We start from the raw sequence: 20,299 nt of genomic DNA on the forward strand, positions 1-20,299 counted from the left end.
CCGCGCGCGTCCTCGCTCAGGAGAGGGCGGCGCGCACGTCGGCGACGTCGTGGGTCATCTGCGCGATGAGCGGCTCGATGCCCTCGAACGCGACCATCCCGCGGATGCGGTCGGTGAAGGTCACCGAGACGCGGTGACCGTACAGGTCGAGGTCGGTCTCGTCCAGCACGTACGCCTCGACCTGGCGCACGAGCACGTCGTCGAAGGTCGGGTTCGTGCCCACCGAGATGGCCGCGGGATAGCGGGTGACGGCGTGCATCGCCGCCGCCCCCGCGGACGGCCCCTCGTCGACGAGCCACCCGGCGTAGACCCCGTCCGCGGGGATGAAGCCCTCCACGTCGGCGGACAGGTTCGCGGTCGGGAAGCCGAGCTCGCGGCCCCGCTTGAGCCCGTGGACGACCTCGCCCAGCACGGCGTGCGGACGCCCGAGCAGCCGGGCGGCACCCTCGACGTCGCCCTCGGCGAGGAGGGTGCGGACCCACGTCGAGGAGACGCGGCGACCGCCGCCCTCGACGTCGCCGACGACGTCGGCACGGAACCCGAACTCGGCGCCGAGTTCGCCCAGGAGCGCGGGGTCGCCCGCTCCCCCGCGGCCGAAGCGGAAGTCCTCGCCGACCAGGACCTTCACGACCCCGAGCGCGTCGACGAGGACATGCTCCACGAAGGCACGGGCGGTGAGGGAGGCCAGCTGCTCGTCGAAGCGGAGGACGAGCGTCGCGTCGACGCCCTGCTCCGCGAGGAGGTGCAGCTTCTGGTCGAGGCTGACGAGGGGCGCCGGGCAGATCTCCGGGCGCAGGAGGCTCAACGGGTTGCGGTCGAAGGTGACCGCGACGACGCGGGCGCCGGCATCCTCCGCGGCGACGCGCGCACGGTCGATGACCGCGCGGTGACCGGAGTGCACGCCGTCGAACTTGCCGATCGCGATGACGCTCGGCCCGAATCCCGCCGGCACCTCGGACGGCTCGCGGAAGACGATCACCAGGACGACCGTTCCAGGGCGGGGTCGATCTCCTCGGCCACGGCGTTGCGCGTGTGCGTGAGCCACCACAGGCCCAGGAACGGCAGGACGAGCGGCACCCAGAGGTAGCCGGCCCCGAAGCCGGACCAGACGGTCGGATGATCGAACAGCGCGGGGACGGCGAGCGACAGCGTGCCGACGACGAGGACGCCGACGAGCTCGAAGCCGATCGCGACCCACGCGACGAGGTACCAGGCCCGCGACGCGCTCAGGATCAGGGCGAGGGTCGCGAGGATGTAGACGACGGCGGCGAGCGCCGAGAGCGAGTACGCCAGCGGAGCGGCGTCGAACTCGCGGACGATCTGGACGAAGGAGCGACCGGTGGCCGCCATCGCCATGATCGCGTAGACGATCACGAGGACGCGGGCGATGCCGGTCATGCGGGGGCGGGTCGTGGACATGACCTGTCAATGATAGGCGGCGGAGAGCCCCCGCCCGCGCGCTCAGGCGAGCTGGACAGTCCAGATCACGTGCATGCGCCACACCATGACCGCGACCGCGAGCGCCGCGATCCCCATGATGACGGTGCTCCACCGGCTGCGCTCGATGAGCGCCCACGCGACACCGGCGGGGGGCAGGAGCACCGCCGAGACGAGGTACACCCAGTACTCCAGCGCGCTTCCGGACGGGGGGTTGCCGGCGAGGGGCGCGACGATCGCGATGACCACCTGGGCGATCAGGAGCAGCAGGATGAGGGCGAGCCCGCCCACCGACAGATCGCTGGGGCGCCGGCCGGCGAGTCCCAGCACGATGCACAGCAGGCCGACGCCGCACGCGGCGACGAGCTGGACGATGGTGAACCACAGGATCACAGGGGCTCCTCAGCCATGTTCATGATGCTCTTGACGTCGTCCCCGCGGCGCTCGACGATCCCGACGAGGCGGCCGTCCGGGTCGATGGCGGCGGGGTTCGCGGTGGCCAGCCGCGCGGCGGCGCCGGTGAGTCGCTTGCCGTGCCGGAGATCGCGGGCCTCCTCGGCGGTGACGGGGAAGGCGCCCAGGAGGGAGGCAGCCACCTCGGCGTCGCCGCGCAGCGCGGTGTCCGGGGCGACGTCGGTGACCGCGTCGGTGACCTCGAACGGGCCGATGCGCGTGCGGCGGAGCCTCGTGAGATGCCCCCCGACGTCGAGCGCCGCACCGAGGTCCCGCGCGAGGGCGCGGATGTAGGTGCCGCTCGAGCAGTCCACGACGACGTCGAGGTCGATCACGCCGTCCGCCCGGCGGCTGCCGGTGACCTCGAACCGGGACACGGTGACCTCGCGCGCCGCGAGCTCGACATGCTCCCCCGCGCGGGCCAGATCGTAGGCGCGCCGGCCGCCGACCTTGATGGCCGAGACGCGGCTCGGCACCTGCGAGATGGGTCCGGTCAGCGCGGCGACGCCGGCCGTGATGGCATCCTCGGTGACGGCGTCGATCGCGACGGCATCCGCCCGTGTCGTCTCGACGCCGTCGGCGTCGTCGGAGTCGGTCGCGACGCCGAGGCGGATCGTCGCCTCGTACGTCTTGTCGAGGCCCACGATGTAGGTGAGGAGGCGGGTCGCGGGACCGACGCCGAGGACGAGGAGCCCGGTCGCCATGGGGTCCAGGGTCCCGGCGTGGCCGATCTTGCGGGTCTGCAGCGCGCGTCGCGCGCGGGCGACGACGTCGTGGCTCGTGATCCCGCCCGGCTTGTCGACCAGCAGGATGCCGCGGGGCGCGGCCATCAGCAGAAGTCCCGGTAGACGCGGGCCGGAGCGGCGGGGTCGGCGTTGTCGACGATGGCCGAGGCGGCGCGCCGAGGATCGCCGTCACGCAGGTACAGCTCCATCCCCGCCCGGTAGCGCCGGTTCGCCTCGGCCGCCGGGTCGGGGTCGCTGCCGTCGCGTTCCGCCATGCGCGCGAAGCGCACGTCGACGGGGACGTCCAGCCACACCGACCAGTTCCAGATGCCGCGAAGCTCGGGGCGGTTCAGGAAGACACCGTCCACGATGAGGACGGCGTCGCGCGGCGCCGTCACCCACTCCGACGCGACGGGCTCGTCGCGGTCGACGTCGAACACGGCGGTCTGGAACCCGGTGTCCGTCGTCGGCCCGCTGCGGAACGGATCGATCAGCACCCGCCGGAACGTCGCGTAGTCGTACGAGTCGAGGTAGTACCCCTCCGGTGAGCTGCGTCCGCGCGCGTAGCGCTCCGCGCGGGGTCGGTGGAAGCCGTCGATCGACGCGCGGAGGACGGCGGACCCGTCTTCGCCGAACACGGCGGCGAGGTTGTCGGCGAACGTCGTCTTGCCGGCACCGTCCTCGCCGTCCACGCCGACGATCACGCGGCCGCGCCGGTAATGCTGTCGCACCTCGTCGCGGAGCTCGCGCCACAGCGTGGAGGCGGGCGTGACGGGAAGTCGCATGCCTCCAGCCTAGGCGGCGGGACGCCGCCGTTCCGTGCCGCGGCGGTCACTCGCGGCATCCGCATGCCCCCGGTTCCGTAGGCTGGAGCGGTGCCCGACCTCGCCCGCCCGCTCCTGGACTGGTACCGCGTCAACGCGCGGGATCTCCCCTGGCGGGCACCGGGGTTCGGGGCGTGGGGCGTGCTGGTGAGCGAGTTCATGCTGCAGCAGACGCCGGTGACGCGGGTCATCCCGCATCTGGAGGCCTGGCTCAGGCGGTGGCCCTCCCCCGCCGACCTCGCCGCCGCACCGCCCGCGGAGGCCGTGCGCCAGTGGGCGAACCTCGGCTACCCGCGCCGGGCGCTGTGGCTGCACCGCGCCGCCGTCGAGATCCGCGACCGCCACGCCGGTGTCGTGCCGCGTGAGGTCGACGCGCTGCTGGCACTGTCGGGCATCGGCGACTACACGGCGCGGGCCGTCGCGACCTTCGCGTACGGCGACCGGTATCCCGTCGTCGACACCAACACGCGGCGCGTCCTGGCCCGCGCGGTGGACGGCCGGTCGCAGCCCGGCCCGCCGGCCAAGCGCGACCTCGCGGCGATGGCGGCGATCCTGCCGGACGACGACGGCGAGGCCGCGATCGTCAACGCCGCGACCATGGAGCTCGGCGCCGTCGTGTGCACGGCGCGGTCCCCGCGCTGCGAAGCCTGCCCACTCGCGGAGGTCTGCGCGTGGCGGGCGGCGGGCTACCCCGACACCGGCGACGACCGGCGCCGTCAGGCGGCGTACGAGGGCAGCGACCGGCAGGCGCGCGGCGCCGTGCTGCGGGCCCTGCGCGCGACGCACGCCGTGCCCGTCGCGGACGTGCTGCCCGATTGGCCCGATCCCCTGCAACGGGATCGGGCGATCGACTCGCTCATCGCCGACGGGCTGGCGGAGGCCGCCGACGGCATGCTGCGGCTGCCGGCCTGAGTCGGCAGTCGCGTCTCAGGCCTCGTCGGCCTCGTCGTCCAGCTCGCGCGGCTTCACGTACGGGTCGGCGTCGCCGGCGTACGTCGCGCCGGTCGCGAGACCCTGCACGGCGGCGTCGCGCTCGCGCGCTTCGCGGAGCAGCTCGGCGATGTGCCCGGCGGTCTCCGGCAGTGCGTCGGGGATGAACTCCAGCGACGGGGTCAGGCGCACGTTGAGGTGCTTGCCGACCTCGCTGCGCAGCATCCCGGTCGCCGCCTTCAGCGCCTCCGCGGAGGAGGCGCGCTCCTCGTCGGAGCCGTACACGGTGTAGAACACCGACGCGTGCTGCAGGTCGCCCGTCACGCGGACGTCCGTGATCGTCACGAAGCCGAGGCGCGGGTCGCGCAGCCCCTTCTCGAGGCGCTCCGCGAGGATGACGCGGATGCGGTCGCCGAGGCGCGCTTGACGTTCACTGGCCATGAGTGTTCCCTTCGACGGCTGAGGGACGCCCGTGGGCGCCCCTCAGCGGTTGCGACTCAGCCTCGCGGCTTCTCCACCATCTCGGTGGTCTCGATCTCGTCGCCCACCTGGATGTCGTTGTACTTGCCCAGGCCGATACCGGCTTCGTAGTCGGTGCGCACCTCGGTGACATCGTCCTTGAAGCGGCGCAGCGACTCGATGGCCAGGCCATCGGCGACCACGACGCCGTCGCGGATGATGCGCGCCTTGGCGTTTCGGGTGATCGTTCCGGAGCGGACGATGACACCGGCGATGTTGCCGAACTTCGAGGAGCGGAACACCTCGCGGATCTCGGCGACACCCGACTGCACCTCTTCGAACTCCGGCTTGAGCAGGCCCTTGAGCGACTGCTCGACGTCGTCGATCGCGTTGTAGATGACCGAGTAGAACCGGATGTCGACACCCTCGCGGGCGGCGCGCTCCCGGGCCTTCGCGTCCGGACGGACGTTGAAGCCGATGACGATCGCGTTGTCGATCGTCGCGAGGTTGACGTCGGACTCCGTGACGGCACCCACACCGCGGTGGATGATCCGCAGCTGCACCGAGTCGTCGACCTCGATCTTGAGGAGCGACTCCTCCAGCGCCTCGACGGCACCGGACACGTCGCCCTTGATGATGAGGTTGAGCGACTCGACCTTGCCCTCTTCGAGCGCGCGGGTGAAGTCCTCGAGCGAGATGCGCTTGCGGGCCTTGGCCAGCTGCGCGTTGCGCTCGGCGGCTTCGCGCTTCTCCGCGATCTGGCGGGCGAGGCGGTCCTCCTCTGTGACGATGAACGTGTCACCGGCACGCGGGACGGAGTTCAGGCCCTGCACCTGCACGGGACGCGACGGGGCGGCCTCGAGGACCGGCTCGCCGTTCTCGTCCGCCATGGCGCGGACGCGGCCGTACGCGGTGCCCGCGACGATCGCGTCGCCGACGCGGAGCGTTCCGGACTGGATGAGCACCGTGGCGACCGAACCGCGACCCTTGTCGAGCTTGGCTTCGATCGCCACACCGCGCGCCGCCTTGTTCGGGTTGGCCGTGAGGTCGAGCCCGGCGTCGGCGGTGAGCAGCACGGCATCCAGGAGGGCCTGGATGTTGAGGCCGTCGCGCGCCGACACGTCGACGAACATGACGTCCCCGCCGTACTCCTCGGCGACGAGGCCGTACTCGGTGAGCTGCTGGCGCACCTTGGCCGGGTTGGCGTCGGGCTTGTCGACCTTGTTGACCGCCACGACGATCGGCACGTTGGCCGCCTGGGCGTGGTTGAGCGCCTCCACCGTCTGCGGCATGATGCCGTCGTCGGCGGCGACCACGAGGATCGCGATGTCGGTCACCTGCGCACCACGGGCGCGCATGGCGGTGAACGCCTCGTGACCCGGGGTGTCGATGAAGGTGATCGCGCGCTCGATGCCGTCGTGCTCGGTCCACACCTGGTAGGCACCGATGTGCTGCGTGATGCCACCGGCCTCGCCGGCGACGACGTTCGCGTTGCGGATCGCGTCGAGGAGGCGCGTCTTACCGTGGTCGACGTGGCCCATGACGGTCACGACGGGCGGACGGATCTCGAGGTCTTCCTCGTTCTCGTCCTCGAGCTCCTGATCGAGGTCGAGACCGAAGCTCTCCAGGAGCTCCTTGTCCTCGTCCTCGGGAGAGACCATCTGGATCTTGTAGCCGAGCTCGGCGCCGAGCACCTCGAAGGTGGCCTCGTCCAGCGACTCCGTCGCCGTGGCCATCTCACCGAGGTTGAACAGGATCGTCACGAGCGTGCCGGGCTGCACCGTGTAGCCGGTCAGCGTCTCGATCTTGTCGGCGAAGTCCGAGATCGACGCGCCACGGCGCATGCGGATGATCTCCCCGTTGCCGCGGGAGACGTTGACGCCGCCGACGACGGGGGCATCCCGCATCTCGAACTCTTGCCGCTTCGCCCGCCGCGACTTGCGCTGCTTGGACTTGCCGCCGCCCTTGCCGAAGGCGCCGGCCGTGCCGCCGCCGGGGCCGCGGCCACGACCGCCGCCACCACCGGGACGACCGGCGAAGCCGCCGCCTGCCGGTGCACCGGGACGCTGGAACCCGCCGGGAGCGCCACCGGGCCGGCCGGGGCCGCCGGGACGCTGCTGGAAGGGGGCGCCGGGACGACCGGCACCGCCGGGACGACCCGCACCGCCGGGACGCGGGGCCCCGGGACGCGGTGCACCCGGGCGCGGAGCCTGGGGACGCGGGATGTTGCCGGGGCTCGGACGCTGGCCCATGCCCTGCGCGGACGCGAACGGGTTGTTACCCGGGCGCGGGCCGGCGGGCCGCTGGCCCATGCCCTGCGCCGACGCGAACGGGTTGTTCCCGGGGCGCGCGCCACCGGGACGCGGGGGCTGCGGTGCGCCGGGCGCCGCCGGTGCCGGGGCGCCGGGGGTGGGTGCCTCGGCGGCGGCGGGTGCCGGAGCTGCCGGGGCGGCCGGAGCAGCCGGTGCCGGGGCGACCGGTGCAGCGGGTGCCGCAGCGGCGGGCGCGGGCGCGGCGGGCGCCGGGGCGGCCGGCGCCGGAGCGGCGGGACGGGCGGGACCGGGGCGGCCCGGGGTCGCGGGCTTGGCCGCGGCCTTCGGCGCCGCCGATGCCGCGGGCGCCGCAGCGCCTTCAGCCTCGAGCGCAGCCCGAAGCTTGCGAGCCACGGGGGGCTCGATGGTGGATGAGGGGCTCTTGACGAATTCGCCGAGCTCCTTCAGCTTCGCGAGGGCGACTTTGCTGTCGACGCCGAGCTCGGAAGCGATCTCGTGCACGCGTGGTTTTGCCACAATTCTCCTGTCTGGGGCCTACCCAGGACAGGGCAGACCGTTACTTGCGGACGGATCTCATTTCGAGCCGTTCACTTTGTGTCCATAGCCGTTCAGCCGTTTCGCTGGTGGGTGTCTTGAAAGGTCTGCGTGTCCAGGTCACCGGACACACGCAATGCTCGTCCGAAGGCGCGGCGCCGGATGGCGGCGGTCACGCACTCGTCCGTGTCATGCACCCACGTCCCCCTCCCCGGAAGCACGGCTTTCTCGTCGGCGACGAGGATGCCGTCACGGGCCACGACTCTCAGGAGTGCGGATCGAGGGGCACGCGCGCGGCATCCCACGCACGTTCGAACAGGTTCCATCCTACCCCGTCAGGCGTCTTCCAGGATGCTGTCCGGCTGGATGTCGATCTTTGCGCCCGTCAGCTTGGCCGCGAGGCGGGCATTCTGGCCCTCCTTGCCGATCGCGAGCGACAGCTGGTAGTCGGGCACGAGCGCGCGGACGGCCTTCGTGCCGGCATCCAGGATGAAGCTGGAGGTGACCTTCGCCGGCGACAGGGCGTTGGCGACGAACTTCGCCAGCTCGCCGTCGTAGTCGACGATGTCGATCTTCTCGCCGCCGAGCTCCTCGGTGACGGCGCGGACGCGGCGGCCGAGCTCGCCGATGCAGGCGCCCTTGGCGTTGATCGACGGGTCGTTGGCGCGGACGGCGATCTTCGTGCGGTGACCGGCCTCGCGGGCGAGGGACACGATCTCGACGAGGCCGGACGCGATCTCGGGGACCTCGAGGGCGAAGAGCTTGCGGACGAGGCCCGGGTGCGTGCGGGACACGGTGATCTGCGGGCCCTTGGTGCCCTTGGACACCGAGGTCACGTAGACGCGCAGCCGCGAGCCGTGGGTGTACTCCTCCCCCGCCACCTGCTCCTCGGGGGGCAGGATCGCCTCGACGGTGCCGAGATCGACGTGGACCATGCGCGGGTTGGGGCCCTGCTGGATGACGCCGGCGACGATGTCGCCCTCCTTGCCGCGGAACTCGCCGAGGATCGCGTCGTCGGCGATGTCGCGGAGGCGCTGGCTGATGACCTGCTTCGCGGCGAACGCGGCGATGCGGCCGAAGTCGTCCGGGGTGCTCTCCTCCTCGCCGATGATCACGTCCTCCTCGTCGCGGAGGGGGATGAACACGGCGACGTGCCCGGTCTTGCGGTTGAGCTCGGCGCGGGCGCCTTCGGGGAGCTCGCCCGTGGGCGAGGTGTGCTTGGCGTAGGCCGTCAGGATGGCCTGCTCGATGATCCGCACGAGTTCGTCGAAGGGGATCTCCTTCTCCCGCTCGACGGTGCGCAGCAGTCCCAGATCGATGTCCACAGGTTTCTCCCTATTCAGCTCTCGCCGGGAACGTCACCGTCCCGGCATCCCCCCAACGTTACCGGATGCGGCTGTGCGCGGCATCGGGGACAGCCGCCGCCCGGACGCCCACCCCGGGTTCTGCGGGGCGTTCGTCGGCGGGCCATACTGGGCTCATGACTGGCCGAACTGCGGACCCCGGACTCATCGGCCTTCTCGGCTTCGTCATCGCGACGCTGACGGCGCAGCTCGAGCACCTCGGGGTGCAGAACGAGAGCCCGGTGTTCTGGATCGGCGCCGTCTTCGGCGGCGTCGTCCAGGTGACGGCGGGGATGCTGGCCTACTTCCAGGGCGATGATTTCCATTTCCTGGTCTACAACGCCTTCGGCTGGTACTGGATCTGCATGCCCGGCTTCCTCCTCGGCGGCGAGCTCGGCTTCTTCGAGGTCGCCGGTCCCGCCCGCGGCGTGTTCTCGCTCATGTTCGCGATCCTCGCGCTCGGCTTCGCGTTCCCCGCCTCGATGCACAACTCCGTGCTCCCGGTGACGCTCCTCTGCGTGTCCGGCGGGCTCGGCCTGCAGGCGGCGGGCGCGTTCACCGGCGTCGAGCTGCTCGGCACGGTCGGGGCGGTGCTGCTGCTGGCGGCGTCGGCCCTGGCGGCCTACCTGCTGGCGGAGAAGTTCGTGTGGCGCACGATGCGGCGCCGCGTCGTGCCGCTCGGCCGGCCGTGGATCGCGGGCGATCCGGACCGCGAGTCGTAGGGGTGCCGGTGTCCGACGCCGCGAAGGACGCCGCGCGCGAGGCGACCACGAGCACCGTGTTCCGGGTGCTCGCCCGGTCGGGGTTCGCCGCCAACGGCGTGGTGCACATCCTCATCGGCGCGATCATCCTCGCCGTCGCGACCGGCACCCGCGCCGAGGCCGACCAGGTGGGTGCGTTCAAAGCGATCGCGACGGCGCCGCTCGGGTTCGTCGCGCTCTGGATGGTCGCGATCGCGCTGTGGGCGCTGGCGCTGTGGCACGTCGCGGAAGGCGTCCTGGCCCGGGGCGAGCGTCCCCGCAAGTGGGGCACCCGCGTCTCGGAGTGGGGTCAGGCGCTCGTGTTCGCAGGGCTCGGCGCCGTGGCCGCCGCCGTCGCGCTCGGTGCGCGCCCCAACGCGGAGGACACGGCGGAGGACGCCAGCCGCGGTGTGCTCGCGATCCCCGGCGGCGTGTTCCTCCTCGGCGCCGTGGGTGCGGGGTTCGCCGTCGCGGGCGTCGTCTTCGTCGTGATGGGGGTGCGGCGCACCTTCCGGAACAAGGTCACGATCCCCCGCGCCGGCCCGGGACGGAGTCTCGCGGGCCTCGGCGCGGTCGGCTTCGTGGCGAAGGGCGTGGCGCTCGGCATCATCGGCATCCTCCTGCTCGTCGCCGCGGTGAAGGTCGACCCTGCTGCTGCGGGAGGTCTCGACGGCGCCGTCGACGGCCTGCTCGAGTTCACCTTCGGCCGCGCCCTGGCGGCCGTCGTCGGGGTGGGCCTCATCGCGTACGGGGTCTTCTGCATCTTCCGGGCCCGCTACGCGCGCCTCTGACACGTGTCAACCCCCTGGCCGCGGCGGAGCACGGCGCGCAGGGTGGGGCCATGACCGAAGTGACCGGCAAGGAAGCCCTCGAGCGCGTGAAGACGCTCGTCGAGGACATCGATTTCACGATGCTGACGACGCAGGATGCGCAGAACCGGCTCGTCAGCCGGCCCATGAGCACCCGCGAGATGGACGACGCCGGCGACATCTGGTTCTTCACCGCGGAGGACACCCAGAAGGTCGACGACGTGCAGCGCGACCACGACGTGGGGCTGTCCTACTGCGACGCGAAGGGGATGCGGTACGTGTCCGTCGCCGGCCGGGCCTCCGTGGTCCACGACCGCGCGAAGATGGAGGAGCTCTGGACCCCGTCCCTGGACATCTGGTTCCCGGACGGCCTGGAGACCCCGGGCATCGCGCTGCTGAAGGTCACTCCTCTGAACACCGAGTTCTGGGAGCCCGCCCACGGCAAGCTCGTCATGGCGGCGGGGATGCTGAAGGCCCTCGTGACCCGGGACACCCCCGATGACACGATGAACCACGGCCGCATCGTCTGCTGACGTCACGCGGCGTGCGCCGGCTCGCCGTCAGTTCGCGTGGGCCTGCCCCGACGGCGCGCTGTCCAGCTGGTTGACGGCCCGGATGAGCCGGTACAGCGACCCCACCTGGAACTGGTCGTAGATCATCACCAGCCGCGGCAGGTCGACGCGGTCATCGTCCTCCCGCTCCGGCGTGAGCGGCCCGGACTTCTCGATCGCGCCGTCGATCAGCATCCCGCCGAACCGGGCGTTCAGATCCGCCACCTCGGCATCGGTGGGTTCGACGCGCAGCCGCAGCACGAGGCGTTTGCCGACCCAGCGCAGGGAATCGTAGTTGCGCCAGAAGCCGGTGATCTCCTCGGCGGCGGCCGTGACGGAGTCGGCGAGTGTGACCCGGTCGAAGTCGTCGGGAGAGATGACACCGGCGGGCAGAAGCTGCTGTTCGACATAGTCGCGCAGTCCCTCCCAGAACCTGCCGCCGGGCGCATCGAGCAGCACGATCGGCATGGGTTCGGCCTTGCCGGTCTGCTGCAGCGTGAGCAGCTCGAACAGCTCGTCGAGCGTCCCGAAGCCGCCCGGCACGCAGACGAAGCCGTGCGACTCCTTCACGAGCATGAGCTTGCGCGTGAAGAAGTACTTCATGGCCACGTTGTTGGCGCCGGCGGCGACGACGGCGTTCGGCTTCTCCTCGAACGGCAGCCGGATCGACACGCCGAGCGATCGGTCGGCGCCGGCGCCCTCGGCGGCCGCCTGCATGATCCCCGGCCCCGCACCCGTGACGACCATCCAGCCGCGCTCGGCGAGCGCCGCCGCCACCTCCGACGCCTGACGGTACAGCTCGTCGTCGGGCTTCGTGCGCGCGGAGCCGAAGACCGTGACCTTCGGCACGTCGCGGTAGGGGGCGAACAGGTGGAACGCGGCGCGCATCTCGCTGAGCGCCGCGGAGGTGATCTTGAGGTCGAGCCGGTCGGGGTCGTCGAGCCCCAGGCCGACACCCGTGGCGAGGATGCGCGCGATGAGGTCGGCGTCGGCGGTGATGCCCGCTTCGGCGATGACGGCGCGCAGCGCCTCGGTCACCTGCGGCGGGATGGACGCGTGGGAACGGGGTGGAGCCATGCCTCCACCCTGTCACGGCCCGGTGAACGACGGGCCAACGACCTCACCCGGCGGTGAGGGCCGCCACGGCGTCCGCAGCGGCGACGGTCTCACGCTCACCGGTGCGACGGTCCCACAGCTCGACCTCGCCGTCGGCCGCGCCACGACCGACGATGACGATCCGCGGCACCCCGACGAGCTCCGCATCGCCGAACTTCACGCCGGGCGAGACCTTCGGACGGTCATCGAGAAGCACGTCGACTCCGGCGGCCTCCAGGTCGGCGGCGAGCTTCTCGGCGAGCTCGAACGCGACCGCATCCCGGCCCGTCGCGACGACGTGCACGTCGAACGGCGCGATGGAGGCGGGCCACACGAGCCCCTTGTCGTCGTTGTTGAGTTCGGCGAGCGCCGCGAGGATGCGGGTGACGCCGATGCCGTACGAGCCCATCGTGACCGTGACGAGCTTGCCATTCTCGTCGAGGACCTTGAGCCCCAGCTTCTCCGCGAAGAAGCGACCGAGCTGGAACACATGCCCGATCTCCATCCCCCGCGCGAGCTCGACCGGGCCGGAGCCGTCCGGTGCCGGGTCGCCGGGTCGCACGTTGGCGACCTCCACGAAGCCGTCGGCCGTGAAGTCGCGGCCCGCGACGAGGGAGTGGACGTGCTTCTGGTCGACGTTGGCGCCGGTGATCCAGCTCGACCCGTCGACGACCCGCGGGTCGAGGAAGAAGCGGATGCCGGTCGCGGACTCCTCGCCGAGCACGGGGCCGAGCTCGGACCAGGGGCCGATGTAGCCCTTCACGAGCAGCGGGTGCTTCGCGAAGTCGGCTTCCGTGGCCGGTTCGACCGCGGCGGGCGCGAAGGCGACCTCGACGCGCTTGTCGTCGACCTCGCGGTCGCCGGGGATGCCGACGACGACGAGTTCGCGGGTGCCGTCGAGGTGGGTGAGCGCGAGGACGACGTTCTTCAGCGTGTCCGCCGCGGTGTACTCCCCCTCGAGGACGGCGTTGCTGTGGGCGACGAGGGTGTCGATCGTGGGGGTGTCCGGCGAGTCGAAGACGACCGGGGCGGGGAGCCCGTCGAACGCGATCGGCTCGGGGGCCACCGTCGTGAACGCCTCGACGTTCGCCGCGTAACCGCCGGCGGAGCGCACGAACGTGTCCTCGCCGACAGGGGTGGGGTGCAGGAACTCCTCGCTGCGCGCGCCGCCCATGAGGCCGTTGTCGGCGTTGACGATGACGTACTCCATGCCGAGGCGCTGGAAGATGCGCTCGTACGCGTCGCGCTGCAGCTGGTAGGACGCGTCGAGTCCGGCATCCGTGTAGTCGAAGGAGTACGCGTCCTTCATGGTGAACTCGCGGCCGCGCAGGAGGCCGGCGCGCGGGCGGGCCTCGTCGCGGTACTTGTCCTGGATCTGGTAGATCGTCAGGGGCAGGTCCTTGTACGACGAGTACAGGTCCTTCACGAGGAGGGTGAACATCTCCTCGTGGGTGGGCGCCAGCAGGTAATCGGCGTCCTTGCGGTCCTTCAGCCGGAAGATTCCGTTGCCGTAGGCCTCCCAGCGCCCGGAGAGCTCATAGGGCTCCCGCGGAAGCAGGGCCGGGAAATGCACCTCGTAGGCGCCCGCCCGCGTCATCTCCTCGCGGACGATGCCCTCGATCTTCGCCTTGACGCGCAGGCCCAGCGGGAGCCACGTGAAGATGCCGGGTGCGGCGCGGCGAATGTAGCCGGCACGCACCAGGAGGCGGTGGCTTGTGACCTCGGCGTCGGCCGGGTCTTCGCGGAGCGTGCGGAGGAAGTAGTGCGAGAGACGGGTGACCACGAGGGTCAAGCTTAGTCGCGCGGGTTCGAGCGGCCCGCGCGGTCCGGCGGGCTGTCCCGGGCGAGCGCGCCTACACTGGCGCCGTGCCCGTCCGACGCTCCCGCATCGTCCCGACCGAGGCCCGCGGCGCGCTCGCGGCGTCGTTGGAGGCGCTGCGCCGCTCCCTCGATCTCCCCGCGTCGTTCCCGCCCGAGGCGCAGGCGGAGGCCGAGCGGGCCGCCGCCGCCGTGCCGGTCGACCCGGCGGCCGCCGGCGTCGCCGATCTCCGGCACATCGAGTTCCTGACGATCGACCCGGCCGGCTCCACCGACCTCGATCAGGCGGTGCATCTGGAGCGGACCGCGACCGGCGCGATCCTGCACTACGCCATCGCGGACGTGCCGGCGTACGTGGCGCCCGGCGGCGCGCTCGACGGCGAGGCCCGCCGCCGGGCGCAGACGATCTACGCCCCCGACGGCCGGATCCCCCTGCATCCGCCGGTGCTGAGCGAGCACGCCGCCTCCCTCCTGCCCGAGCAGGACCGCCGCGCGTACGTCTGGCGGTTCGTGCTCGACGACGGCGCACGTCCGGTTCAGACGACGCTCACCCGGGCGGTGGTCCGGTCCCGCGCGCAGTGGGCGTATGCCGAGGCGCAGGAGGCCATCGACCTCGGCACCGCTCCCCTCACACTCCTCGCGATGCCGTGGCTCGGCGCCGAGCGCGACGCGCGGGAGAGCGAGCGCGGCGGGGCGAGTCTGAACCTCCCGGAGACCCGGGTCGTCGCGGAGGGCGACGGCTACCGTCTGGAGAGCCGCGACGGTGTGCCCCTGGAGGAATGGAACGCGCACGTGTCGCTCCTGACCGGGATGGCCGCTGCAGAGATCATGCTGGCCGGCGGCGTCGGCATCCTGCGCACGATGCCGCAGGCCGACCCCGACGACGTCGCCGAGTTCCGCGCCCAGACGATCGCCCTCGGCCTCCCCTGGCGCTTCGACATCCCGTACGGGACGTACTTGAGTGATCTGCCCCACACACCCGCCGGACGGGCCGTGCGCGAGTATGCCGGTGGCCTGTTCCGCGGCGCGGGGTACGTCGCCTTCGACGGCGACCCGCCCGACGACCCCCGCCAGGCCGCGATCGGAGCGCCCTACGCGCACACGACCGCGCCGCTGCGCCGTCTCGTCGACCGCTGGTCGCTCGTGATCTGCGACGCCCTCGCGAACGGCCGTCCGGTGCCGGACTGGGCGCGCCAGAGCCTGCCCGAGGTGCCCGCCCTGATGGCGGCCGGCTCGCAGCGCGCCGGACGGATGGATGCCGGGGCGATCGACCGCGTGGAGGCCGCCGTGCTGCACGGCCGGGAGGGTGAGGTCTTCGACGGCGTCGTGCTGAGCGTCCGCGGCGACGGCGCCCGTGTGCAGCTTCGCCGCCCGCCCGTCGAGGCGAAGGTCGCGGGCCTCGGCGACGTCGTGCCCGGCGCGGAGGTGCGGCTGCGTCTCGACGCGGCCTCGATCGCCGACGGCACCGCGCTCTTCAGCGAGGCGGCGTCGTGACCACGGTGCTGCTGACCGGGTTCCAACCGTTCGGCGGCGACGCCGCCAACCCGTCGGGCGAGGCCGTGCAGCTCGTGGCATCCGGGTGGGACGGGCCGGCCACGCTCATCGCGGCGGTCCTCCCGGTCACGTTCGCGGGCGCCGCGGCACGCCTCCGGGACCTCATCGCGGAGCATCGACCCGACGTCGTCCTCGCGACTGGGCTGGCCGGCGGACGCGCCGCGATCGGCGTCGAGCGGATCGCCGTGAACCTCATCGACGCCCGCATCCCCGACAACGCCGGCGCGCAGCCCGTCGATGAGCCCAGCATCCCCGGCGCCCCGCCGGCGGCCTTCGCGACACTGCCGGTCAAGGCCGTCGCCGCCGCGATCCGGGATGCCGGCATCCCCGCCGAGGTGTCGCACACGGCCGGCACGTTCGTCTGCAACCACGTCTTCTTCACGGCGCTGTCGGCCGTCGCCCCCGGCACACGAGCGGGCTTCGTCCACGTCCCGTGGGCCGTCGGCCAGGCGCCGGGCGACGAGCCCGAGCTGCCGCTGGGCGACATCGCGCGCGCGCTGCGGGTCGCGCTCGACGTGACGCTTGCCGGGGCTCCGGAGACGCGCTCCCCCGCGGGCACGCTGCACTGATCCCCGCCCGCGCCGCCGATCCCCGCGTCGCGCCGGGAGGATTCGACGCCTCGGGAGGTCGCATGGAGCCCAGGCATCCTCCTGAAAGGTCATCCCCTCCCGAAGCGCACACCATCGCGGGTTACACGCTCTGCGCGACGAGCGCAAGGGGTGACGGATGGCGCCTCGGTGTAGCAGGTTGGAAGCATGCTGCCCCTCAATCACCCCGGCGACGCCGGTACCGCGAGCGGAAAGATGATCGTATGACGGATGTCACCGAGCCCGCCCCCTACACGGCCTCCATTCCGATCCTCACGCAGGAGCCGTTCCCTGACACCCCGGGCAGCCCCGAGCCGGAGTGGTTCAAGACCGCCGTCTTCTACGAGGTCCTGGTGCGCTCGTTCAAGGACTCCGACGGCGACGGGATGGGCGACATCCGCGGGCTCATCGAGAAGCTGGACTACCTGCAGTGGCTGGGCGTGGACTGCCTGTGGCTTCCGCCCTTCTTCCCCTCGCCGCTGCGCGACGGCGGCTACGACGTGGCCGACTACACCGGCATCCAGCCGGGTCTCGGCACGATCGAGGACTTCCAGGAGTTCCTGGACGCCGCGCACGAGCGCGGCATCAAGGTGATCGTCGACTTCGTCATGAACCACACGAGCGACGAGCACCCGTGGTTCCAGGCGAGCCGCAGCGACCCGGACGGGCCGTTCGGCGACTTCTACGTCTGGAGCGACACCGACCAGCTGTACGAGGATGCCCGCGTCATCTTCGTCGACACCGAGCCGAGCAACTGGACGTGGGACCCCGTACGCCAGCAGTACTTCTGGCACCGGTTCTTCTCGCACCAGCCCGACCTGAACTTCGACAACCCTGCGGTCCACGAGGCGATGATCGACGCGATGCGCTTCTGGCTGGACATGGGGCTCGACGGGTTCCGCCTGGATGCGGTCCCATATCTCTACGAGCGGCCGGGCACGAACGGCGAGAACCTGCCGGAGACCCACGAGTTCCTGCGGAAGGTGCGCCGCTTCGTGGACCGCGACTACCCCGGCCGGGTGCTGCTGGCCGAGGCCAACCAGTGGCCGGCCGACGTCGTCGACTACTTCGGGAACCCGGATGTCGGCGGCGACGAGTGCCACATGTGCTTCCACTTCCCCGTCATGCCGCGCATCTTCATGGCGGTGCGCCGCGAGTCGCGGTATCCCATCAGCGAGATCCTCGCGCAGACGCCGCCGATCCCGGCCGGATGCCAGTGGGGCATCTTCCTCCGCAACCACGACGAGCTGACCCTCGAGATGGTCACCGACGAGGACCGCGACTACATGTGGAACGAGTACGCCCAGGATCCGCGGATGAAGGCGAACATCGGCATCCGGCGGCGCCTCGCCCCTCTGCTGGACAACGACATCGACCGGATCGAGCTGTTCACCGCGCTGCTGCTGTCCCTTCCCGGTTCCCCCGTTCTCTACTACGGCGACGAGATCGGGATGGGCGACAACATCTGGCTCGGCGACCGCGACGGCGTCCGCACCCCCATGCAGTGGACGTCGGACCGGAATGCGGGCTTCTCGACCGCGAACCCCGGCAAGCTGACGCTGCCCGTCGTGCAGGATCCCGTGCACGGCTACCTGGCGGTCAACGTCGAGGCTCAGCAGGAGGACCGTTCGTCGCTGCTGCACTGGACCCGGCAGATGATCCTTGCCCGCAAGCGCCACCCCGCGTTCGGACTCGGCGGATTCAACGATCTCGGCGGCTCGAACCCGTCCGTGCTGTCGTACTCGCGAGAGCACACGAACGACGACGGCACCGTGGACGTCATCCTGTGCGTCAACAACCTGTCCCAGTTCCCGCAGCCGGTGGAGCTGGATCTGCGACGCTTCGAGGGGATGGTCCCGGTCGAGCTCGTCGGCGGCGTGCCGTTCCCGCGGATCGGCGAGCTGCCGTACCTGCTGACCCTGGGAGGACATGGGTTCTTCTGGTTCCAGCTGCATGGGCCGGCCGAAGAGTCGGAGGAGGTGGGGCTGCTGTGAGCGCGCTCGATCACGCAGTTCTGGCGGACTATCTCGGTCGGACGCGCTGGTTCGCCGGCAAGGGCCGGCCATTCCAGGTCACGGACGCACGCGTGGTCGCGGACCTCCCGGCGACAGACCGCGGCCCGGCCGTCACCGTGATCCTCGCGACGGTCGACTACGCCGACGAGGAAGGCGGCCGCGAGCGGTACCAGGTGCCGCTCGCCGGCTACGCCGACATCGAGGAGCGGATCGGCCACGCGTACGTCGGCGCGACGGAGATCGACGGGCACGTCCGGCATCTGTACGACGCCGTGCACGACCACGACGCGATGGCGCTCTGGCTGGCAGGCTTCGTCGCCGCCGAGCCGGACGGGACGGCGGAGATCGGCGGACTGCGGTTCCGCCGGGTGCCCGGCGGCGACCGGCTCGACCCCGACCTGCGGGCATCGACCATGACCGGCGAGCAGTCCAACTCCTCCGTGCGCTTCGACGACACCGCCATCATGAAGGTGTTCCGCAAGCTGAGCGCGGGCGTGAACCCCGACATCGAGATCCACGAAGAGCTGACGCGGGGCGGGTCGGAGCACATCGCCCCCCTGTACGGATGGGTCGAGATCGAGCTCGACGGTGAGGTGCTGCACCTGGCGATGCTGCAGCTGTTCCTCCGCACCGCCACGGACGGCTTCGACCTCGCGATGGGGAGCGTCCGCACGCTGCTGGCCGATCCCGATCCGGACATCGTCGGCTCCGGCGGCGACTTCGCGGGCGAGGCGGCGCGCCTCGGCGAGGCGCTCGCGGGCGTCCACGCCATGCTCCGCGAGCGGTTCCCCGCGCATCGGCGCGGCGCCGAGGCGACCGCCGAGCTCGCCCGCGCCATGACGGATCGCCTGGACCGCGCACTGCGGACGGTGCCCGAACTCGAGCCGCACGCGGAGCGGCTGCGGGCCGCGTACGCCGCCGTCGCCGCGCTCGACGGGCTGGACGTGCAGCGGATCCACGGCGACCTGCACCTCGGCCAGACGCTGCGCACCTCCCACGGGTGGCGGATCGTGGACTTCGAGGGCGAACCGGGCCGCCCCTTCGACGAGCGGGCCCTCCCGGACTCGCCGTGGCGCGACGTGGCGGGCATGCTGCGCTCGTTCGACTACGCACCCGGCGTCGTGGAGATGTCGGGCTCCGGCGCGGATGCCGAGGAGAACGCCCTCCGGGCGGACCGCGCCCACGAGTGGTCGCAGCGCGCGCGCCGTCACTTCGTCGACGCGTACGTGGCGGCATCGTTCCCGACGCATCCGCACGACGAGGCCGACGAGCCCGACGAGGCCGACCAGGGTTCTCCCGCCGCGGACGCTCTCGCCCGCGAGCGCCGTGTCCTGCTGGATGCATACGTGGCCGACAAGGCCGTGTACGAAGTCGTCTACGAGAAGCGCAATCGTCCCGCCTGGACGGCGATCCCCCTCGGCGCGGTCGCCGCGATCGGCGCCGTCTGACCAGTCACGGAGGAACAAGGGCGACGCTGGGCAACATCACCTTCTACGCCGACGATCCGCGCCGGCTCTCGCACTTCTGGGCGGACGTGTTCGGCTGTCCGCGATCAGCAGTGGGGAGCGTGGCGGGAGCTGTACTTCCAGATGCGGGATCCCGAGGGCAACGAGTTCTGCCTGCCGTGACCCGGGGGTCTCACCGTGCCGCCCCCGTGACGCGGGCCAGCGGCCCGATGCCTTCGCGGCGCTCGAATACGAGGTGGGTCTCGGTCGTGCTCACCATCTCGTGCACCGTGATGTGCTGCAGGACGATGTCCCGCAGCGCCGCCGCGTCCTCGACCGCGACGTGGACGAGGAAGTCATCCGCTCCGGCGACGTGGAACACCTCGATGACGCCGGGGGTGTGCACGAGAGCGTCGAACAGACCGCCCACGCCGTCACTCGTGTGCCGGCCCAGCCGCACCCGGATCACGCCCTGGAGGGGAAGACCGAGAGCGGCCGCGTCGAGCACGACGCGCACACCGGCGATCACGCCGCGCGACCGGAGAGCGCGGACCCGGTAGGCGCACGTCGACTCGGCGACGCCGAGATCCTCGGCGAGCGCCTTGTTCGACCGCCCGGGCTGCCGCACGAGCACTGCGAGAAGCCGGAGGTCGAGATCGTCGAGCCCGGTGCTCGATTGCGGATCGGCCAAGACAGCCACCCCTTCC

General features: G+C 71.7%; 20 protein-coding genes. 8 read left to right on the top strand and 12 right to left on the bottom strand.

The window, feature by feature from the left end:
• Positions 1-16 precede the first annotated feature (16 nt).
• From BR85_RS07945 to BR85_RS07965, 5 genes are read right to left on the bottom strand one after another with little or no spacing between them, the layout of a single operon-like run.
• Positions 17-979 (bottom strand): bifunctional riboflavin kinase/FAD synthetase, encoded by a 963-nt coding sequence (locus BR85_RS07945; RefSeq protein WP_028496059.1) that lies wholly within the window; start codon positions 977-979, stop codon positions 17-19.
• Positions 976-1,419: a hypothetical protein gene (locus BR85_RS07950; protein ID WP_051526207.1), complete on the bottom strand. Its 444-nt coding sequence runs from the start codon at positions 1,417-1,419 to the stop codon at positions 976-978. Before BR85_RS07950 ends, BR85_RS07945 begins: the two co-directional genes overlap by 4 nt.
• Positions 1,420-1,461: 42 nt before the next feature.
• On the bottom strand, positions 1,462-1,830 hold the full coding sequence (locus BR85_RS07955) for a hypothetical protein (protein ID WP_028496060.1): 369 nt from the start codon (positions 1,828-1,830) through the stop codon (positions 1,462-1,464).
• On the bottom strand, positions 1,827-2,720 hold the full coding sequence (truB, locus tag BR85_RS07960) for a tRNA pseudouridine(55) synthase TruB (protein WP_028496061.1): 894 nt from the start codon (positions 2,718-2,720) through the stop codon (positions 1,827-1,829). The genes BR85_RS07955 and truB overlap by 4 nt, the downstream gene beginning before the upstream one ends.
• On the bottom strand, positions 2,720-3,400 hold the full coding sequence (locus BR85_RS07965; protein ID WP_028496062.1) for a nucleoside/nucleotide kinase family protein: 681 nt from the start codon (positions 3,398-3,400) through the stop codon (positions 2,720-2,722). The genes truB and BR85_RS07965 overlap by 1 nt, the downstream gene beginning before the upstream one ends.
• Before the next feature lie 90 nt (positions 3,401-3,490).
• Between BR85_RS07965 and BR85_RS07970 the strand changes: the two genes are divergently transcribed.
• Positions 3,491-4,351 (top strand): HhH-GPD family protein, encoded by an 861-nt coding sequence (locus BR85_RS07970; protein WP_028496063.1) that lies wholly within the window; start codon positions 3,491-3,493, stop codon positions 4,349-4,351.
• A 15-nt stretch (positions 4,352-4,366) separates the two neighbouring features.
• Here BR85_RS07970 and rbfA read toward each other — a convergent pair whose 3' ends face one another.
• The 4 genes from rbfA to nusA all read right to left on the bottom strand — a co-directional run bounded on the left by rbfA (position 4,367) and on the right by nusA (position 8,960).
• Positions 4,367-4,810 (bottom strand): 30S ribosome-binding factor RbfA, encoded by a 444-nt coding sequence (gene rbfA / locus BR85_RS07975; protein WP_028496064.1) that lies wholly within the window; start codon positions 4,808-4,810, stop codon positions 4,367-4,369.
• 56 nt (positions 4,811-4,866) lie between these two features.
• A complete protein-coding gene (gene infB, locus BR85_RS07980; protein ID WP_028496065.1) occupies positions 4,867-7,617 on the bottom strand; it encodes a translation initiation factor IF-2 in 2,751 nt (916 codons plus the stop codon).
• Positions 7,618-7,709: 92 nt separating this feature from the next.
• The gene (locus BR85_RS07985; protein WP_051526209.1) at positions 7,710-7,961 is read right to left on the bottom strand and encodes a YlxR family protein; all 252 of its coding nucleotides are present in this window, start codon (positions 7,959-7,961) and stop codon (positions 7,710-7,712) included.
• 9 nt (positions 7,962-7,970) lie between these two features.
• On the bottom strand, positions 7,971-8,960 hold the full coding sequence (gene nusA, locus BR85_RS07990) for a transcription termination factor NusA (RefSeq protein WP_028496066.1): 990 nt from the start codon (positions 8,958-8,960) through the stop codon (positions 7,971-7,973).
• Between the two features lie 155 nt (positions 8,961-9,115).
• Here nusA and BR85_RS07995 point away from each other — a divergent pair, with 155 nt between their 5' ends.
• From BR85_RS07995 to BR85_RS08005, 3 genes are read left to right on the top strand one after another with little or no spacing between them, the layout of a single operon-like run.
• Positions 9,116-9,700: an acetate uptake transporter family protein gene (locus BR85_RS07995; protein WP_051526210.1), complete on the top strand. Its 585-nt coding sequence runs from the start codon at positions 9,116-9,118 to the stop codon at positions 9,698-9,700.
• Positions 9,701-9,708: 8 nt separating this feature from the next.
• Positions 9,709-10,509 (top strand): DUF1206 domain-containing protein, encoded by an 801-nt coding sequence (locus BR85_RS08000; protein ID WP_028496067.1) that lies wholly within the window; start codon positions 9,709-9,711, stop codon positions 10,507-10,509.
• A gap of 50 nt (positions 10,510-10,559) precedes the next feature.
• The gene (locus tag BR85_RS08005) at positions 10,560-11,060 is read left to right on the top strand and encodes a pyridoxamine 5'-phosphate oxidase family protein (protein WP_028496068.1); all 501 of its coding nucleotides are present in this window, start codon (positions 10,560-10,562) and stop codon (positions 11,058-11,060) included.
• Between the two features lie 27 nt (positions 11,061-11,087).
• Here BR85_RS08005 and BR85_RS08010 read toward each other — a convergent pair whose 3' ends face one another.
• Both BR85_RS08010 and BR85_RS08015 read right to left on the bottom strand, forming a co-directional pair.
• The gene (locus BR85_RS08010) at positions 11,088-12,155 is read right to left on the bottom strand and encodes an LOG family protein (protein ID WP_028496069.1); all 1,068 of its coding nucleotides are present in this window, start codon (positions 12,153-12,155) and stop codon (positions 11,088-11,090) included.
• Between the two features lie 43 nt (positions 12,156-12,198).
• On the bottom strand, positions 12,199-13,956 hold the full coding sequence (locus BR85_RS08015; RefSeq protein WP_028496070.1) for a proline--tRNA ligase: 1,758 nt from the start codon (positions 13,954-13,956) through the stop codon (positions 12,199-12,201).
• A gap of 83 nt (positions 13,957-14,039) precedes the next feature.
• Here BR85_RS08015 and BR85_RS08020 point away from each other — a divergent pair, with 83 nt between their 5' ends.
• The 4 genes from BR85_RS08020 to BR85_RS08035 all read left to right on the top strand — a co-directional run bounded on the left by BR85_RS08020 (position 14,040) and on the right by BR85_RS08035 (position 19,595).
• Positions 14,040-15,485, top strand: a complete 1,446-nt coding sequence (locus BR85_RS08020; protein WP_028496071.1) for an RNB domain-containing ribonuclease — start codon at positions 14,040-14,042, stop codon at positions 15,483-15,485.
• Positions 15,482-16,114 (top strand): pyroglutamyl-peptidase I, encoded by a 633-nt coding sequence (pcp, locus tag BR85_RS08025; protein ID WP_028496072.1) that lies wholly within the window; start codon positions 15,482-15,484, stop codon positions 16,112-16,114. The genes BR85_RS08020 and pcp overlap by 4 nt, the downstream gene beginning before the upstream one ends.
• Positions 16,115-16,356: 242 nt before the next feature.
• Entirely contained in the window at positions 16,357-18,126 is a 1,770-nt protein-coding gene (treS, locus tag BR85_RS08030) for a maltose alpha-D-glucosyltransferase (protein ID WP_092896865.1), read from the top strand.
• Entirely contained in the window at positions 18,123-19,595 is a 1,473-nt protein-coding gene (locus BR85_RS08035; protein WP_028496073.1) for a maltokinase N-terminal cap-like domain-containing protein, read from the top strand. The genes treS and BR85_RS08035 overlap by 4 nt, the downstream gene beginning before the upstream one ends.
• A gap of 190 nt (positions 19,596-19,785) precedes the next feature.
• Here the strand turns inward: BR85_RS08035 and BR85_RS08040 are convergent, their stop codons facing one another.
• Entirely contained in the window at positions 19,786-20,283 is a 498-nt protein-coding gene (locus tag BR85_RS08040; protein ID WP_028496074.1) for an Lrp/AsnC family transcriptional regulator, read from the bottom strand.
• Positions 20,284-20,299 lie beyond the last annotated feature (16 nt).

It is taken from the genome of Microbacterium sp. UNCCL10 (genome assembly GCF_000746195.1).
Classification (GTDB): domain Bacteria; phylum Actinomycetota; class Actinomycetes; order Actinomycetales; family Microbacteriaceae; genus Microbacterium; species Microbacterium saccharophilum.

What these genes read in the sequence shown, in the direction of transcription:
- BR85_RS07950 (WP_051526207.1), bottom strand. Translation starts at nt 1,419, where the DNA reads ATGTCCACGACCCGCCCCCGCATGACCGGCATCGCCCGCGTCCTCGTG.
- BR85_RS07995 (WP_051526210.1), top strand. Translation starts at nt 9,116, where the DNA reads ATGACTGGCCGAACTGCGGACCCCGGACTCATCGGCCTTCTCGGCTTC.
- BR85_RS08010 (WP_028496069.1), bottom strand. Translation starts at nt 12,155, where the DNA reads ATGGCTCCACCCCGTTCCCACGCGTCCATCCCGCCGCAGGTGACCGAG.
- BR85_RS07965 (WP_028496062.1), bottom strand. Translation starts at nt 3,400, where the DNA reads ATGCGACTTCCCGTCACGCCCGCCTCCACGCTGTGGCGCGAGCTCCGC.
- rbfA (WP_028496064.1), bottom strand. Translation starts at nt 4,810, where the DNA reads ATGGCCAGTGAACGTCAAGCGCGCCTCGGCGACCGCATCCGCGTCATC.
- BR85_RS07985 (WP_051526209.1), bottom strand. Translation starts at nt 7,961, where the DNA reads ATGGAACCTGTTCGAACGTGCGTGGGATGCCGCGCGCGTGCCCCTCGA.
- BR85_RS08005 (WP_028496068.1), top strand. Translation starts at nt 10,560, where the DNA reads ATGACCGAAGTGACCGGCAAGGAAGCCCTCGAGCGCGTGAAGACGCTC.
- truB (WP_028496061.1), bottom strand. Translation starts at nt 2,720, where the DNA reads ATGGCCGCGCCCCGCGGCATCCTGCTGGTCGACAAGCCGGGCGGGATC.
- treS (WP_092896865.1), top strand. Translation starts at nt 16,357, where the DNA reads ATGACGGATGTCACCGAGCCCGCCCCCTACACGGCCTCCATTCCGATC.